This is a genomic window from Roseburia sp. AF02-12, assembly GCF_003461765.1.
Taxonomy (GTDB): Bacteria; Bacillota; Clostridia; order Lachnospirales; family Lachnospiraceae; genus Roseburia_C; species Roseburia_C amylophila.
Map to the genome: position 1 here is coordinate 645,814 of NZ_QTXS01000002.1, position 15,781 is coordinate 661,594.

Annotated in this window: 11 protein-coding genes; 9 read left to right on the plus strand and 2 right to left on the minus strand. The window is 40.9% G+C overall.

Annotated features, from left to right (window positions below; all coding sequences use genetic code 11):
• Window positions 1–78 precede the first annotated feature (78 nt).
• The 3 genes from DV740_RS12505 (at window position 79) to DV740_RS12515 (ending at window position 3,879) form a co-directional block, all read left to right on the plus strand.
• Window positions 79–1,227: an LCP family protein gene (locus DV740_RS12505; RefSeq protein ID WP_118088235.1), complete on the plus strand. Its 1,149-nt coding sequence runs from the start codon at window positions 79–81 to the stop codon at window positions 1,225–1,227.
• A 142-nt stretch (window positions 1,228–1,369) separates the two neighbouring features.
• Window positions 1,370–2,431, plus strand: a complete 1,062-nt coding sequence (locus DV740_RS12510; protein ID WP_118088236.1) for an SGNH/GDSL hydrolase family protein — start codon at window positions 1,370–1,372, stop codon at window positions 2,429–2,431.
• On the plus strand, window positions 2,428–3,879 hold the full coding sequence (locus DV740_RS12515) for an MBOAT family O-acyltransferase (protein ID WP_118088237.1): 1,452 nt from the start codon (window positions 2,428–2,430) through the stop codon (window positions 3,877–3,879). Before DV740_RS12510 ends, DV740_RS12515 begins: the two co-directional genes overlap by 4 nt.
• Here the strand turns inward: DV740_RS12515 and DV740_RS12520 are convergent.
• Window positions 3,860–4,834, minus strand: coding sequence for a glycosyltransferase family 2 protein (locus DV740_RS12520; RefSeq protein WP_117697452.1), 975 nt, complete (start codon window positions 4,832–4,834; stop codon window positions 3,860–3,862). The two genes, DV740_RS12515 and DV740_RS12520, sit on opposite strands and share 20 nt — an antisense overlap.
• 193 nt (window positions 4,835–5,027) lie before the next feature.
• Between DV740_RS12520 and DV740_RS12525 the strand changes: the two genes are divergently transcribed.
• The 5 genes from DV740_RS12525 (at window position 5,028) to DV740_RS15230 (ending at window position 11,704) form a co-directional block, all read left to right on the plus strand.
• Window positions 5,028–6,347 (plus strand): ArnT family glycosyltransferase, encoded by a 1,320-nt coding sequence (locus tag DV740_RS12525; RefSeq protein WP_117840508.1) that lies wholly within the window; start codon window positions 5,028–5,030, stop codon window positions 6,345–6,347.
• Window positions 6,348–6,482: 135 nt separating this feature from the next.
• Window positions 6,483–8,309, plus strand: coding sequence for a glutamine--fructose-6-phosphate transaminase (isomerizing) (gene glmS / locus DV740_RS12530; protein ID WP_118088238.1), 1,827 nt, complete (start codon window positions 6,483–6,485; stop codon window positions 8,307–8,309).
• 635 nt (window positions 8,310–8,944) lie between these two features.
• Window positions 8,945–10,432 carry a S1C family serine protease gene (locus DV740_RS12535; protein ID WP_118088239.1) on the plus strand — a complete coding sequence of 496 codons (1,488 nt, stop codon included), beginning with the start codon at window positions 8,945–8,947 and terminating at the stop codon, window positions 10,430–10,432.
• A gap of 421 nt (window positions 10,433–10,853) precedes the next feature.
• Window positions 10,854–11,531 (plus strand): GTP pyrophosphokinase, encoded by a 678-nt coding sequence (locus DV740_RS12540; RefSeq protein ID WP_117840515.1) that lies wholly within the window; start codon window positions 10,854–10,856, stop codon window positions 11,529–11,531.
• Between the two features lie 38 nt (window positions 11,532–11,569).
• Complete coding sequence (locus DV740_RS15230; RefSeq protein WP_022244432.1) at window positions 11,570–11,704, plus strand: hypothetical protein; 135 nt, start codon at window positions 11,570–11,572, stop codon at window positions 11,702–11,704.
• A 66-nt stretch (window positions 11,705–11,770) separates the two neighbouring features.
• Here the strand turns inward: DV740_RS15230 and DV740_RS12545 are convergent, their stop codons facing one another.
• Window positions 11,771–12,394, minus strand: coding sequence for a chemotaxis protein CheC (locus DV740_RS12545; RefSeq protein ID WP_117840517.1), 624 nt, complete (start codon window positions 12,392–12,394; stop codon window positions 11,771–11,773).
• Window positions 12,395–13,013: 619 nt separating this feature from the next.
• Here DV740_RS12545 and DV740_RS12555 point away from each other — a divergent pair.
• Window positions 13,014–15,662 carry a valine--tRNA ligase gene (locus DV740_RS12555; RefSeq protein ID WP_118088240.1) on the plus strand — a complete coding sequence of 883 codons (2,649 nt, stop codon included), beginning with the start codon at window positions 13,014–13,016 and terminating at the stop codon, window positions 15,660–15,662.
• Window positions 15,663–15,781 lie beyond the last annotated feature (119 nt).

A 15,781-nucleotide genomic window follows, 5' to 3' on the forward strand; every position in this document is an offset into this window, starting at 1 on the left:
TATATATTAATTTCAATTGTTTTGAAAAATGAATAAAAACTGTTTAACATCAGGAAAATAAGATAATGGAGATGACTTATGAGTACAAGTAGTAATAATAGAAACCGTAAAAGAAAGAAAATGACCAGACGTCAGAGAAGAAAGAGAAAATTGATGCTTTTTATAGTAGAAGTACTGGTTATCTTAATTCTTCTGGCAGCATTATTTGTAATTATTAAATTAAATAAACTCAATAATACCGGTGATTTGGATGAAGATAAGCTGAATATTAATATTGATGCCAAAACCCAGGAATTGTTAGATGGTTATACGAACATTGCATTATTTGGTATTGATAACCGCAGTACCGGTAAATATGAGTCCGGAAACAGTGACTGTATCATGATCGCAAGTATTAATAATGATACGAAGGAAGTAAGACTGATATCGGTTTACCGTGATTCTTTCCTGGCAGTAGATGATGATGACGATTTAAGAAAACTCAATGCAGCATATGCAAAAGGCGGTCCGACCGGTGCAGTTGCAGCATTGAATAAGAATCTTGATCTGGATATTAAAGAGTATGTAGCTGTGGACTTTAATGCAGTTATGGAAGTGGTAGATGCACTGGGTGGAATTGAACTTGATATTAGTTCCAAAGAAGCAGAAACCATGAAAATATATATCAATGAGATGAATGAGGTAATGGGAACCAATGGAACAGCAGTTTCCGGACCTGGACTTCAGACAGTGAACGGAATCCAGGCATTGGCTTATTGCCGTGACCGTTACAGCGGTGGTGATGACTACGGCCGTACTGAGCGTCAGAGAACCGTTATCAGTAAAATAGTCGAGAAGGCAAAAGCAGCCAGTCTTCCTACATTAAATAAGGTGATTGATAAATTATTCCCGGATATTTCCACAAGTCTTAGCAGTTCTGAAATATTGGGACTGGCAGCAGGCATCAAAGACTACGAACTGGCAGATACACAGGGCTGGCCATTCCAGCTTACGACAGAGCGTATGGGAGGAAAGCTTGGCGATGTAGTAGTTCCTACAGATCTGGAAACTAATGTAAATTTACTGCATCAGTATTTATTTGATGTAGAAGATTATGAGACAACACAGACCGTAAAGAATATCAGTAAATCCGTAATCAATGAGACTGGAAAGACTGCTTCGGATACAGTAAGGGATACAAATCCGTTTACGGCAGAGGACACAGAGGCGGATACCCAGACACAGTAAAGAAAGATAAATAAAAATATTCATAGGAAAAGCTGTCTGGAATAGGACAGCTTTTCTTTCGCAGGAAATAAGGAAGAGACGAAAAAGAGACGGAAAACGAATTCGGAAAAGTTGTTTCTTATATCATGACAGGAGGTTCTCCATGGCGGGAAGAACATCGGAAAAAGGGAATACTACAGGAAAAACAATATTCTGCTTTATCGGAAAGGTAATAGGAGCTGGAATTACAGCATTTGCAATTCTGGCGCTTTTTTGCGTATTTTATTACAACCCTCCGGTACATGAACCATGTGGAAATGGAGTGACCAGCTATGTAAGACAGGAAGATACGTTCTGGGCGAGAGGAACGGAAGGTTTTGCCATGGGAACTACAGATGACAGTGGTTATAACAACAGTTATCCGGCGGATGGAAGAAAGACTGCTATTTTAATGATGGGTTCTTCCCAGACGGAAGGACTGTATGTCAACGAGGATGATTGTGTATCTTATTTGCTAAATGAGAAATACGCCGAAGATGGAAGCAACCGGTATGTATACAACGTGGGAATGTCAGCCCATACCATTTACCGTAATATCAGTAATTTGGAAAATGCCCTTAAGGTTTATCGGCCTGCTGAATATGTTGCGTTAGAGACCGGAACACTGGCAATGAATCCGGTAGAAGCTGCGCAGGCATTGAACCATGAAATGCCTGAGCTGACAGCGGGAAGCGGAATACCGGCACTGGAAGTATTAGAAAAGAATCCTTATATCAAGCTATTGTATCAGCAGTATAAGAATCTGCAGAGCCAGAACAATGGCGAAGCAGATGTAACGATTACGGAAAATGCAGGATATGATGTATTTGGTGATGACACCTATGCGGCCACGGAGGAACTGCTTGCCTATATCAGCAGGACAGCGGAAGAAGCAGATGTTCAGGCGGTGATTTATTATATTCCGGATATGACATTGACAGAGGATGGTAGTTATGAATGCTCTGCAAGTGTGGACACCAGAGATACTTTTGCAGAATTATGTGGAAAATATAATATTATTTTTGCGGACATGACAGATTCCGTAGAGGAAGCCTATGTGAAAGAGCATATCGTAGCCAGTGGATTTGATAATACAACAGTTGGCTATGGGCATCTTAATGCATATGGACATGAGCTTCTGGCACAGTGCATTTATGATGCAATCGGAGAGGAGGAGCAGAGATGAGTTTTGCAAGTGTAAGCTTTTTACTGTTTTTTCTTGTAGTGCTTCTTCTTTTACTTCTTGTACAGAGGGTGCTGCCTTTTGCGGAAATAAAGCGCCGCATCATATGCCAGGGAATCCTTCTGATAGCCAGTTATGTTTTTTATGGCTGGTGGAATATGCGGCTTTGCCTGCTTTTAATGGGAATTACATGGATTTCCTTTTTTACTGCGGTAAAAAAAGATGAAAAGCATCTGCGGCAGAGCCAGATTTCTCTTCTGATTGGAGTAGGCACGCCTTTGGCGGTCCTTGGAATTTTTAAATATTATGATTTCTTTGTGACTTCCTTTTGTGATGTGTTTCATCTGACACCGGGAGTGCTGAATCTGATTCTTCCGGTAGGAATTTCCTTTTATACCTTTCAGGCATTGAGCTATACCATTGATGTCTATACCGGGAAGATAGAAAAAGAAAAAAGCTTTTTGCAGTTTGCGTTGTACTTAAGTTTTTTTCCACAGCTTGTAGCGGGACCGATTGTAAAAGCATCGGAGTTTCTGCCACAGCTTAAGGAGAACCGGAAGGTTACACTTGCGGGACTGGAAAGTGGAATACAGATATTTGAATTTGGTATGTTTAAAAAAGTGGTACTGGCGGACAATATTTCTGTATTTGTGGATGAAGTATATCGTAGTCCGCAGATATTTGGTTCCGGAACGGTTGCACTGGCAGTAGCAGCCTATGCCATTCAGATTTATATGGATTTTTCCGGTTATTCGGATATGGCAATCGGCTGTGCAAAATGTATGGGCTATGAATTACCGGTGAACTTTAACCTTCCATATATATCCCATAATGTCAGTGAGTTCTGGAAACGGTGGCATATCAGCCTTTCAAGCTGGCTGATGCAGTATCTTTATATTCCGCTGGGTGGTAACCGCAAGGGACGTATTCGTACTTATGTAAACCTGATGATAACGATGCTTTTAGGGGGACTCTGGCACGGTGCAGAATGGAGCTTTGTATTGTGGGGGGGTCTTCATGGACTGGCTCTTTGTATCCATAAGGGCTTCCGGAAACTGGCTGGATATCAGAAAGGGCAGGAGAGAAAGAAAAATGTTCTGGTGGATACCTTATCCATCCTCGGAACGGACATTTTTGTCTGCATCTGCTGGATATTCTTCCGGGCAGAAAATGTGCCGAAGGCATGGCTGGTATTAGAACAGTTATTTGGCTTCCGGGCGGGCATTACACATCCGTACAGCTTTGCTATTGCAGCAATTATTATTCTTTGCATTGCAACAGTGGCTGCATATCTCAGGGCAGCAAAGAAAAAAGAAAAGACCGTCAATGGTTTTTATCCGGTTATGGATTTAAATCATTTCTGGTCTCTTGTGATTTTCTTTGTTGAGATAGGCCTTATCCTTGGTCTGGCTTATGTGAAGGGCAGTCCGTTTATTTATTTTCAGTTTTAGGTAAGGCAGTTTGTGTGTCTGCCATGGAGGTCTTTGGTGTCATCGGTTCATCAATAATGAATGGTGGACGGTTTCTGGTGGCATCATAAATACGCCAGATGTAGGAACCAATAATACCGATGGAAAGCATAATAATTCCCATACCCATTAAAAGTACGATTAATAATGAGGTATAGCCTTCTGCAGTTATAATTCCGGTCATTTTCCGGTAAATTGTAATAAAGAACAGAATGAGTGCAAAGAGAAATACTCCGGCACCGGCTGCAGTGACCATGGTAATCGGAAAGCTGGAGAATCCTATCAGGGAATCCGTGGCAAGTTTTATTTTTTTGTGAAGAGTCCATCGGGAATGTCCGATGGTTCTTTTTTTCCGGATATAAGGAACAGTTGCAGTCTGAAAGCCACTCCACAGGACCTGTCCCATAAGAGAGGTATTTTTTTCCTTCATTGCGACCAGCAGGTCAATGATTTGGCGGTCAATCAGAAAACTGTCAAATCCACCTTTGGGCATGGTGGGAAGTGCAACCTCCTTCATAATATAGGCATAAAGGGAAGAAACAGCTTTCTGTGTAAGAGGTTCTTCACGGTCAGCACGGGTAGCAAGTACTACCTTATTACCATCCCTGTATTTTTCTAACATACTTAAGATTAATTCGGATGGTTCCTGTAAGTCTGCAGCTTTGCGGACAGCACAATCGCCACTGCAGCGGGAGAGTCCTGCAAGAATGGCAGCATGTTCACCAAAATTACGGGATAATTTTAATGGGATAATATGTGTATCCAGGCGGGCAAGCTCGCAGATGACATCATAGGATTTATCTTTGGAACCATCATCAACCATGAGAATTTCATAGTCACAATCTAGTTTACATAAAACCTTTTCCCGCAGATCATTGTAAAGTGGAAGAAGGTTATCATGGTTAAAATACACTGGTATTACAATGGATAGTTTCATAACATTGGCTCCTTTCATAAACTATTACTTCTTGATTCTTTATTATGATAACGTATGTTTTTGTAAAATCAATAGGGTAAAGAAAGTCTTAAGAAAATAGTAAGAGAACTCTTAGTTGTCTGGATAAGTTTTCAGGAGTATAATACCAACGATTCATCATGAAGAAGAAATTAATAATGAAAAGGAAATGAGAATGGAAAAGACAAATCAGACTCTGAAAAGAGGGTATTTAATATGTTTATTTCTGGCGTTGACAATTTGGAGTATGGCAACTACTTCCGGAAGCGGGCCGGATGAAGCAATGAAATATGATATCTGTAATTATATAGCGTCCCATGGAAAGCTTCCTGATGGAACGGACCCGGCGCTAAGAAATCCAATCTGGGGAATATCATATGGATTTACTCCGATTCTGTCATATATGATAAGCGGAGTTTTTTTGAAAATAGCTTTTTTATTTACCACAAATGCGTATTGGCTGTATGTGGCAGTCAGATTCACCAGTGTACTTTCCATAACCGGAATGGCATATTTGATGTTTCAGATAGGAGAGTACTTATTTCAAACCAATAGAAGCAGATTTTTGTTCGTAATGTCTGGAACCCTGCTGCCCCAGGTAATGTATCTTGGAAGTTATCTGAATAATGATTCCTTTGCATTATTTACAATTGCATGGATTATTTATGCCTGGCTTAGGGGCAGGGACAGACACTGGGACTGGAAAAGCTGTATCCTATTAGGAACTGGAATAGGGTTATGTGCATTATCTTATTATAATGCCTACGGTTATCTTTTGATGAGTATACCGTTTTTCTTTATTTCCTACTGGAAGGAAAGGCAAATAGAAGGTGAAGGAAAAAGAACTGACATGCATCGGATGTTCAGGATGGCAGCAGTAATTGCTATTGTAGCAATACTTTTAGCTGGCTGGTGGTTTATCCGGAGTGCAATATTATATGATGGTGATTTCCTTGGACTTCGAACAACGGATAAATATGGGGAAATGTATGCACAGCCGGGATTCCGTCCGTCAGAACGGCCGACGCCATATCATCAGGGCTGGTCATGGTACCAGATGTTATTTACTTCCGGCTGGCTGAGAACATCACTGATCAGCTTTATTGGAATATTAAGGACCTGCGACTGGAGTCTGATGGGCAGGGGCTATCTGGGGATTGGAATACTTTTTCTTGCTGGAATCATTGGCTATCTGGCAGGTGGGTGGAAAAGAAAAATATTTTCGTCAGACAGACTGCTGCATATCACATTTCTGATATGCATGGTAATTCCATGCGGATTGAGTACTTATTATTCTTTTTATAGTGACTATCAGCCACAGGGGCGGTATCTGATGCCGATGCTGATTCCGTTTCTTTATTTTGTCACGACAGGACTGACTTTGGTACTTGAAAAGATACCACAAAAAGTAAATCGTATGTTATACGGTGGAATTTATATGTTTTTCATATTGATATCTGCAGCAAGTTTTTATTATGTTCATGCGCTGATATAGATTTCAAAAAAGGACTGGATAATCCTTGGTTTATCTTATATAATGTCAAAAGGACTATAAAGACAGTTCTATAAAAGACAGGATGAAATAACAGCAATTAGAATAAAATGTAAAAGAAAAGCAGGAGGAAGAATTATGTGCGGAATTGTTGGGTATATAGGGAAGAAACAGGCTGCTCCAATTTTGTTGGATGGACTTTCAAAACTGGAGTACCGTGGTTATGATTCGGCAGGTATGGCAATCTTTGATGGGAAGAAGATTAACATGGCTAAGGCGACCGGAAGATTAAAGGTATTATCTGAGCTGACCCATGAGGGTGCTACCTTGCCGGGAACGGTTGGAATCGGTCACACACGCTGGGCAACCCATGGTGCACCGAGTGATATCAATGCGCATCCACATTTCAATGAAGCCGGTACGATTGCTGTGGTACACAATGGTATCATTGAAAACTATATGAAATTAAAGAAAAAGTTATCAGAAAAAGGCTATAAGTTCCAGTCAGACACGGACACTGAGGTTGTGGCCCAGCTGCTGGATTATTACTATACCGGGGATCCGTTGGAGACTATTACCAAGGTCATGCATCGTGTGGAAGGTTCTTATGCACTGGGAATTATCTTTGCAGAGAATCCGGATGTTATCTATGCAGTCCGTAAGGACAGTCCTCTGATTGTAGGAAGAGGTGAGGGGGAGAATCTGATTGCGTCAGATGTCCCGGCAATTTTAAAATATACCAGAGATGTATATTTTATTGAAAATGAAGAAATTGCCCGCCTGTCCGAAGAAAAAATAGAATTCTTTAATGTTGACGGGGAATCTATCGAAAAAGAATGCAGACATATCGAGTGGGATATTCATGCAGCTGAAAAAGGCGGCTATGAGCATTTCATGTTAAAAGAAATGAATGAACAGCCAAAGACCATAAGAGATACCATCAGTCCACGTATCAAGGATGGCAGAATTGTCATCGACGAGCTTGGCATGAGTGACGAAGAAATCAGAAATATCAGCAGAATTCACATTGTTGCCTGCGGTTCTGCTTATCATACCGGATTTACCAGTAAGTATATTTTCGAAGGAATGGCAAGAATTCCGGTAGATGTAGATGTGGCATCCGAGTTCCGCTACCGGAATCCGATTTTAGAGGATGGAGCCCTTGTCATTATTATCAGTCAGTCTGGAGAGACCGCAGATTCCCTGGCTGCACTCCGTATGGCAAAAGAGCGTGGCATTAAGACTCTTGGTATTGTAAACGTAGTTGGAAGCTCCATTGCAAGAGAGGCAGATAAAGTAATGTATACCTGGGCTGGACCGGAAATTGCAGTTGCAACTACAAAGGCATACAGTGCACAGCTTGTAGCACAATATCTTCTGGCAATTAAATTTGCACAGGTTCGTGGTAAAGTTTCAGAAGCAGAAGTAGGAGAAATGCTTCGTGACCTTAAGAAGCTGCCGGATCAGGTAGAAATGTTACTGAGCCATAAAGAGAAGATCCAGAAATTTGCCAACCGCTTTATTGTAGCAAAGGATATTTTCTTTATCGGAAGAGGAATTGATTATGCGATTTCCATGGAAGGCTCTTTAAAATTAAAGGAGATTTCCTATATTCATTCTGAGGCATATGCAGCAGGTGAGTTAAAGCACGGAACCATTTCCCTGATTGAAGATGGTACACCGGTCGTTGCAGTGGCAACACAGGATGCACTGCTGAAAAAGACCATCAGCAACATTGTAGAAGTGAGAACCAGAGGTGCATTTGTCATGGCAGTCACCAATGAAGGTAATACTGAGATTGAGAAGACTGCAGACTATGTCATCTATATTCCACAGACCAATGCATATTTTGCCAATTCACTGGCAATTATTCCGTTACAGCTGTTCAGTTATTATGTAGCAGTTGGAAAGGGCTGTGATGTGGATAAACCAAGGAATCTTGCAAAATCTGTTACGGTTGAGTAATTTATAGAGCAATTGGAAAAGAAGATGTGGTTTTACTTAGAATTCTATTTCTATGAAAGGACATTTTATTTTGTGCACACTAAAATGCCAGCCGTTCTAAAATTTCGTTTTGCTTGCTTGTAAACTGTCTTTCCGTTGCTTTGACTTAAGATAGCTCCACCGTCCGTTGAATACGGATGCCACATAATGCCTGCAAGGGGCACTAAGGATTTCGGATAAAGTTTAATTCATCTGGCAACCGGCGCATATTCACATCCATGTTCAGATGCGCCTCGCTGGCACGTCCTGTGCCAGCGTTGCCGGGTGCCAGACGAAATCCTAAGTGCCCCTAACAGTCCTTATCAGGCATCCGTACTTCGACGAACGGTGGAGCTATCTATGTCAAACATTGGAAAGACTGTTTTTATAGCAAAAAGCAAAACGAAATATTAAGAACGGTGGTATTTCGGTGTGAAAATAAAATGTCCTTTTTTATAGAAAAAATTCTAATGTAAAATATATCCTCTTTTGCAGAGCTTTTTACAAATTAAACATAAAAGAAACATATTTTTCTCAATAAATAAACACAGAACTGACACAATTTATGGATATTATCATAATCAGAAAGTAACAAAGAGATGAAAGGAGTAATCTTTATGGAAAACAATTATAACAACAATTTTAACTCCAGCTCTCCTTATTCATATAATCAGACGAACCAGCAGACAGGAGACGGAACAAATACTTCATGGAGCAGTCAGGTGAACGGAAATACTTCACAGGGCTACAGTCAGGGAACCCAGTATGGACAGGAAAATGCCTATTATAGTCAGGGAACCCAGTATGGACAGGGAAATGCCTATTATAATCAGGGAACACAGCCGTATGGTCAGACCCAGCCGAAGAAAAAGCGTAAGGAAAAAGTAAAGAAGGAGCATGACAAAGGCGGATTTGGTGTAAAACTTGCAAAATGTGCAGCTATTGCATTAGTCTTTGGATTGATTTCAGGAAGCGTATTTGCGGGAACAAATCAGCTGCTTGGAACGAAGTGGAGCAACTCTGAATCTGCTAAGACAGAGGCTTCCCTGAATAAGAGCAGCAGCGGAGATACCGTTAAGGCAGCAAATACTTCATCCAAAGCAGTAACCGATTTGACGGATGTCTCAGATATTGCAGATAATGTAATGCCATCTATTGTTGCAATTACGAATATGAGTGAAAAACAGGTAAGCACCTGGTATGGATATACTGCATCACAGCCACAGGAAAGCTGTGGTTCCGGAATCATAGTAAGCCAGGATGACCAGTACATCTATGTAGCAACGAATAATCATGTGGTATCCGGTGCCCAAAGTATTACCGTGCAGTTCTCAGATGACAGCACAGTAGCCGCAGAAGTAAAAGGAACAGATGCAGGAAGTGACTTAGCAGTCGTTGCAGTTCCGATTTCCGATATCAGCGCAGACACCTTAAGTACCATTAAGGTTGCAACCCTTGGCAATTCTGATGACTTAAGTGTAGGTCAGGCAGCAGTCGCAATCGGAAATGCGTTAGGTTATGGGCAGTCTGTTACAACCGGTGTTATCAGTGCATTGAACCGAGAGGTGTCCGTAGAAAATGATGACGGTTCTACCACCACCAATGAACTGATACAGACTGATGCGGCTATTAACCCTGGTAATAGTGGTGGCGCATTACTGAATGCCAAGGGTGAAGTAATCGGTATCAGTTCTGTAAAATATTCTGATACCAGTGTAGAAGGTATGGGCTATGCTATCCCGATTAATACAGCGTCTCCGATTATTGAAAAATTAATCAACCGGGAACAGGTGGATGAATCCCGTTCCGCATATCTTGGAATCTCAGGTGTAGATGTATCCTCCGCCGTTGCACAGACCTATAATATGCCGGAAGGAATATATCTCTATCAGGTAAAGGAAGGTTCACCGGCAGAGCAGGCAGGCTTACAGGCAGGAGATATTATCACATCCTTTGATGGAAGCAAGGTTTCATCTACAACAGAATTAAATGATGCGATTAAGTATTGTGCAGCAGGTGATTCTGTAGAAGTTGTATTTGAACGTCAGACAGATGGACAGTATCAGGAACAGACGGTAACCGTAACTTTAGGGCAGAAAAACTAAAAACGGATAACAAAATGTAACCCTTAGTCATCTATAAAGCAAAGCTACCGATAAGGCAGATAAAACAGCAGTGTCTTAAATATGTTGAAGAAAACATGGACACTGCTGTTTTTTTACTTTACAGGAAATTGCTTTCCTGTAAAGTAAAAAACGCTCCGCGAGGATGCACACTGCGGCGTATAAGGTAGATGTCGCAAGCGACCGCCGCAGGCGCGAGAATGTGCCAAGGCACATTCTTTGTTACGCAAGTAGCGAGAAAAAATCTAGCAGAAAAGAAGGAGCCAGGTTTGTTTGAGCGAACTTCTTTTCTGCCAGACTTTGGTAAGCGCTGCGATAACTTTAGAAAAAATTAATAGTTGTTTCGGGTATTTTCTGATATGATAGAAAAGTAAGAAAAATAAACTTATGAGGAAAGTAAAAGATGAATCCATTAGATTTTAGCAGAATAAAAGACGAGGCACATCCGGAGGATTTTTTAAGTGAGATGAAACCCTTTGGGGATTTGATGATGTATTACCGGTGTGCCATGATGGAAGTGGAAACAAAGTTTAAGGTATTAAATGAGCAGTTTTCCACACAATATAACAGGAATCCGATTGAGTCCATAAAAACAAGACTGAAGAAACCGGCAAGTATTATTGAAAAAATCAAACGGAAGAATATTGGATTTTCCATGAAAGCAATTGAGGAGAATATGTTTGATATTGCGGGAGTGCGTGTCATCTGTTCTTTTCAGGAAGATATTTATACGATGGCAGATTTGCTGCTGCAGCAGGATGATATCATTCTGGTAGAGAAGAAAGATTATATTGCACATCCGAAGGATAACGGATACCGTAGTCTGCATCTGATTGTAGATGTGCCGATATTTTTATCGAACGAGAAGCGCCATATGAAAGTGGAGGTGCAGCTCCGGACCATTGCCATGGATTTCTGGGCGAGTCTTGAGCACAAGCTTCGCTATAAGAAACATATTAATAATTCAGAAGAAATAGCAGATAAATTAAAGCATGTTGCAGATGTAATTACAGAAATGGACTGCGAGATGCAGGATATTCGTCATATGATAGAATTTATAGACGATAATACAGAATCGTAGTATACTATAGATATCTGGCACAAGGAGGAGGTAATAAGATGACAGAGGGTGGACTTCTGATTTTCCTTGGAATTTTAATCTTATTTGTAATAATTGTAGCTGTAATAGCGGTAGTAGCCGCAGTATCCGGGGCCGCAGCGGCAATTGCAGATGAGGACAAAGAAGAAGAGTAGAGAAAAAGAACGTTCCTGAATGGAAATTATTCCAGACGGGAACGTCCTTTTTTGTCTTTTACAATGTTATAAATCGATACCAAGTCCTTCAAAAAGCACTTTCATAGAGTCTATTTCAAGAATCAGAATCATGGCACTTTTAATCTGGGTATGGGCAAAACTTAACCGTTCATCAATAAAGAGAACCTGATAATCCAGTTTTGTAAATTCTTTTTCCGGGACAGCCAGAATTTCACCAATGGTACCAAGATGGTTCTGCGGTGGTTCAATATCAATAAAGGTATTTGTCATTTTTGCAATAGAATTTACATAAGCAGCAGTTGTGATGTTTGCCATTTCGCGCAATACGGATAAATCCATATCATCCAGTGAATCAATGGAAGCGACATTTTTTTTATAAAAGGTGTTGATAAGCCGGCTGGCAAATTCTTTCTCCACAATCTGAAGCATAACACCATTCATATCACCTTTTACATTTACAGTCATACCAATAGCAGTTTTATCTGCCCCACCAAGATAATCTGCAGCTTTGGTATAATCCATCAGGCAGATATTTGGCACTTCAATATCTACCGGTGTATTTAAGAGGCCTGCCAGTGCAGTAGCAGCATTACCGGAACCGATGTTGCCAATTTCAGCTAGAACGCTTAAATGCATAGAATCCAGTTCTTTTAAATTTAGCATAGACATAAAAACTCTCCCTTTGTCATTACAGTATAAATTTTTCTCGTTTTCGTTTATTATAACATAGGATACAGGCAATGAGAATGGATTTTTATGGCATTTCGAAAGGAATTATAAAGAATTTTGAAGAATAAAAAACTCACCCTTGACAAAAGTGCCTGGCAAATTTAATATAATGCCTAGAGATAAAGGTAATGAGAAAGAGGAGTACATCGGTACGGTTCTAAGAGAGGACGGCTCATCGGCTGAAAGGTTGTCTGAATACGACAGATGGAAGGTAGCTTTCGAACCGGAAGACCCAGAAAGCCTGCAAACGGAATCTCATAAAGAATCCCAGAATGGCATAAGTTTTCCCGGCACTCCACGTTACGGAGAAGAGATATGCATAGATACTATGTATAACGAAGGTGGTACCGCGCTGATTCGCCCTTCTTATCCAGTTGGATAGGGAGGGCTTTTTTAACTTTACAGAAAATTGCTTTTCTGTAAAGAAAAACATGTGCCTTTAGAACAGCAGTATTTCCTATCAAAAGTCCCATACCTTTCAGATAACTGAAATGTCTATGAATAAAGATAGCACTTTTACAAATTACGAAACGTCCAATTTAGAAAAAGGAGAACAATTATGAGCAAAGAACTTGCAAAAACCTACGACCCAAAAGGGATTGAAGACCGACTTTATAAGAAATGGGAAGACAATGGATATTTCCATGCACAGGCTGACCGCAGCAAGAAACCGTTTACCATTGTAATGCCGCCGCCAAATATTACCGGACAGCTTCATATGGGACATGCATTGGATAATACCATGCAGGATATATTAATCCGTTACAAGAGAATGCAGGGATATAATGCATTATGGCAGCCGGGAACAGACCATGCAGCCATTGCAACAGAGGTAAAGGTTATTGATTCCTTAAAGAAGCAGGGAATTGACAAGAATGACCTCGGAAGAGAAGGCTTCTTAGAAAAATGCTGGGAGTGGAAGGATGAGTATGGCAGCCGCATCATCAACCAGTTAAAGAAAATGGGTTCTTCCGCAGACTGGAGCAGAGAACGTTTTACCATGGATAAAGGATGCTCTGATGCAGTTCTTGAAGTATTTATAAAATTATATGAAAAAGGTCTTATTTATAAAGGCTCCCGTATTGTAAACTGGTGTCCTGTCTGCAAGACATCTATTTCCGATGCCGAGGTAGAACATGAAGAACAGGATGGCTTCTTCTGGCATATCAATTATCCGGTAGTAGGAGAAGCGGGAAGATTCGTAGAAATCGCAACCACCCGTCCGGAGACTTTATTTGGTGATACTGCAGTAGCAGTAAATCCGGATGATGAACGTTATCAGGATATTATCGGAAAAATGTTAAAGCTTCCGATGACAGACCGTGAGATTCCGGTTATTGCAGACTCCTATGTAGATAAAGAATTTGGAACCGGATGTGTAAAGATTACACCGGCTCATGACCCGAACGACTTTGAAGTGGGAAAACGTCATAATCTGGAAGAAATCGTTGTTATCAATGATGATGCAACCATGAACAGCAAAGCCGGCAAATATGCGGGCATGGACAGATACGAATGCCGGAAAGCACTGGTAGAGGATTTAGAGAAGGAAGGACTTTTGGTAAAAGTTGTTCCGCATTCCCATAACGTAGGAACCCATGACCGCTGTGGCACAACCGTAGAGCCAATGATTAAACAGCAGTGGTTTGTAAAAATGGATGATTTAATCAAACCGGCAGTAGAAGGTGTAAAGAATGGAGATATCAAGCTCCTTCCAAAACGTATGGAGAAAACCTACTTTAACTGGACGGATAATATCCGTGACTGGTGTATTTCCAGACAGCTCTGGTGGGGACATCGTATTCCTGCATATTACTGTGATGAATGCGGAGAAATGGTAGTATCTAAGAACGCACCGGAGAAATGTCCGAAGTGCGGCTGCACCCATATGACACAGGATCCGGATACTCTGGATACCTGGTTCTCTTCTGCATTATGGCCATTCTCAACCTTAGGCTGGCCGGAGAAAACAGAAGACTTAGATTATTTCTATCCGAATGATGTATTAGTAACAGGATACGATATTATTTTCTTCTGGGTAATCCGTATGATTTTCTCAGGATATGAGCAGATGGGCAAAGCACCATTCCATACTGTATTATTCCACGGACTGGTTCGTGATTCCCAGGGCCGTAAGATGAGTAAATCTCTTGGAAATGGAATTGACCCGTTAGAGGTTATTGATAAATATGGTGCAGATGCCTTGAGACTGACACTGATTACCGGAAATGCACCGGGAAATGATATGCGTTTCTACTGGGAGCGTGTAGAAGCATCCCGTAACTTTGCCAATAAAGTGTGGAATGCATCCCGTTTCATTATGATGAACTTAGAGGGCATGGAGGTAACAGAGCCTGCAATTTCTGACCTGGCACCGGAAGATAAATGGATTCTTTCAGCAGTTAATACATTGACCAAAGATGTAACAGAAAATATGGATAAATTCGAACTTGGTATTGCAGTACAGAAAGTATATGACTTTATCTGGGATGAATTCTGTGACTGGTATATCGAGATTGCCAAAGTTCGTACTTATAAGAAAGACGAGGATGCCAGGGCTGCCAACAGTGCACTCTGGACACTTCGTACTGTATTAGGACAGGCATTAAAATTATTACATCCATATATGCCATTTATCACAGAAGAAATCTACTGTACCTTAAATCCGCAGGAAGAGACCATTATGCTGGCTGACTGGCCGGTTTACAAAGAAGAGTGGAATTTCTCGGCAGAAGAAGAGATGCTTGCTCATGTAAAAGAGCTGGTAAAAGGCATCCGTAACTTAAGAACAGAGATGGATGTTCCACCATCCAGAAAGGCAAAGGTATTTATCGTATCTGAAGACAAAGCACTTTGTGAGACCTTCGAGAGCATGAAGAAAACATACCAGAATCTTATCAGTGCCAGCGAGATTGATGTCCAGTCCGATAAGGCAGGAATCGGAGAAGATGCAGTATCCGTAGTTATTCCGGGAGCTGTTGTATACATGCCGTTGGAAGACCTGGTAGATATGGAAAAAGAAAAAGAGCGTCTTTTGAAAGAAGAAGAGCGTCTTAAGAAAGAACTTGCCCGCTCCCACGGCATGTTAAATAATGAGAGGTTTGTAAGCAAGGCACCTGCTGCAAAGATTCAGGAAGAGAAAGATAAGCTTGCAAAATATGAGCAGATGATGGCTACCGTACAGGAGCGTCTGGCTCAGATGAAATAGTTACAAAAGTTAAAAGACAGGTATTGTCGATTCGCCGCAGTTTCTGCGGCGAAAACTTTTTATGGAAACAGGATAACCTCTTGAAAAAATTTTCCACTATATTATACTTATAAAAGTGG

Bases quoted from the DNA above. Each gene is read 5' to 3' on its own strand.
- glmS (WP_118088238.1), top strand. From the start codon at position 6,483: ATGTGCGGAATTGTTGGGTATATAGGGAAGAAACAGGCTGCTCCAATT.
- DV740_RS12545 (WP_117840517.1), bottom strand. From the start codon at position 12,394: ATGTCTATGCTAAATTTAAAAGAACTGGATTCTATGCATTTAAGCGTT.
- DV740_RS12535 (WP_118088239.1), top strand. From the start codon at position 8,945: ATGGAAAACAATTATAACAACAATTTTAACTCCAGCTCTCCTTATTCA.
- DV740_RS12520 (WP_117697452.1), bottom strand. From the start codon at position 4,834: ATGAAACTATCCATTGTAATACCAGTGTATTTTAACCATGATAACCTT.
- DV740_RS15230 (WP_022244432.1), top strand. From the start codon at position 11,570: ATGACAGAGGGTGGACTTCTGATTTTCCTTGGAATTTTAATCTTATTT.
- DV740_RS12525 (WP_117840508.1), top strand. From the start codon at position 5,028: ATGGAAAAGACAAATCAGACTCTGAAAAGAGGGTATTTAATATGTTTA.
- DV740_RS12555 (WP_118088240.1), top strand. From the start codon at position 13,014: ATGAGCAAAGAACTTGCAAAAACCTACGACCCAAAAGGGATTGAAGAC.
- DV740_RS12510 (WP_118088236.1), top strand. From the start codon at position 1,370: ATGGCGGGAAGAACATCGGAAAAAGGGAATACTACAGGAAAAACAATA.
- DV740_RS12515 (WP_118088237.1), top strand. From the start codon at position 2,428: ATGAGTTTTGCAAGTGTAAGCTTTTTACTGTTTTTTCTTGTAGTGCTT.
- DV740_RS12505 (WP_118088235.1), top strand. From the start codon at position 79: ATGAGTACAAGTAGTAATAATAGAAACCGTAAAAGAAAGAAAATGACC.
- DV740_RS12540 (WP_117840515.1), top strand. From the start codon at position 10,854: ATGAATCCATTAGATTTTAGCAGAATAAAAGACGAGGCACATCCGGAG.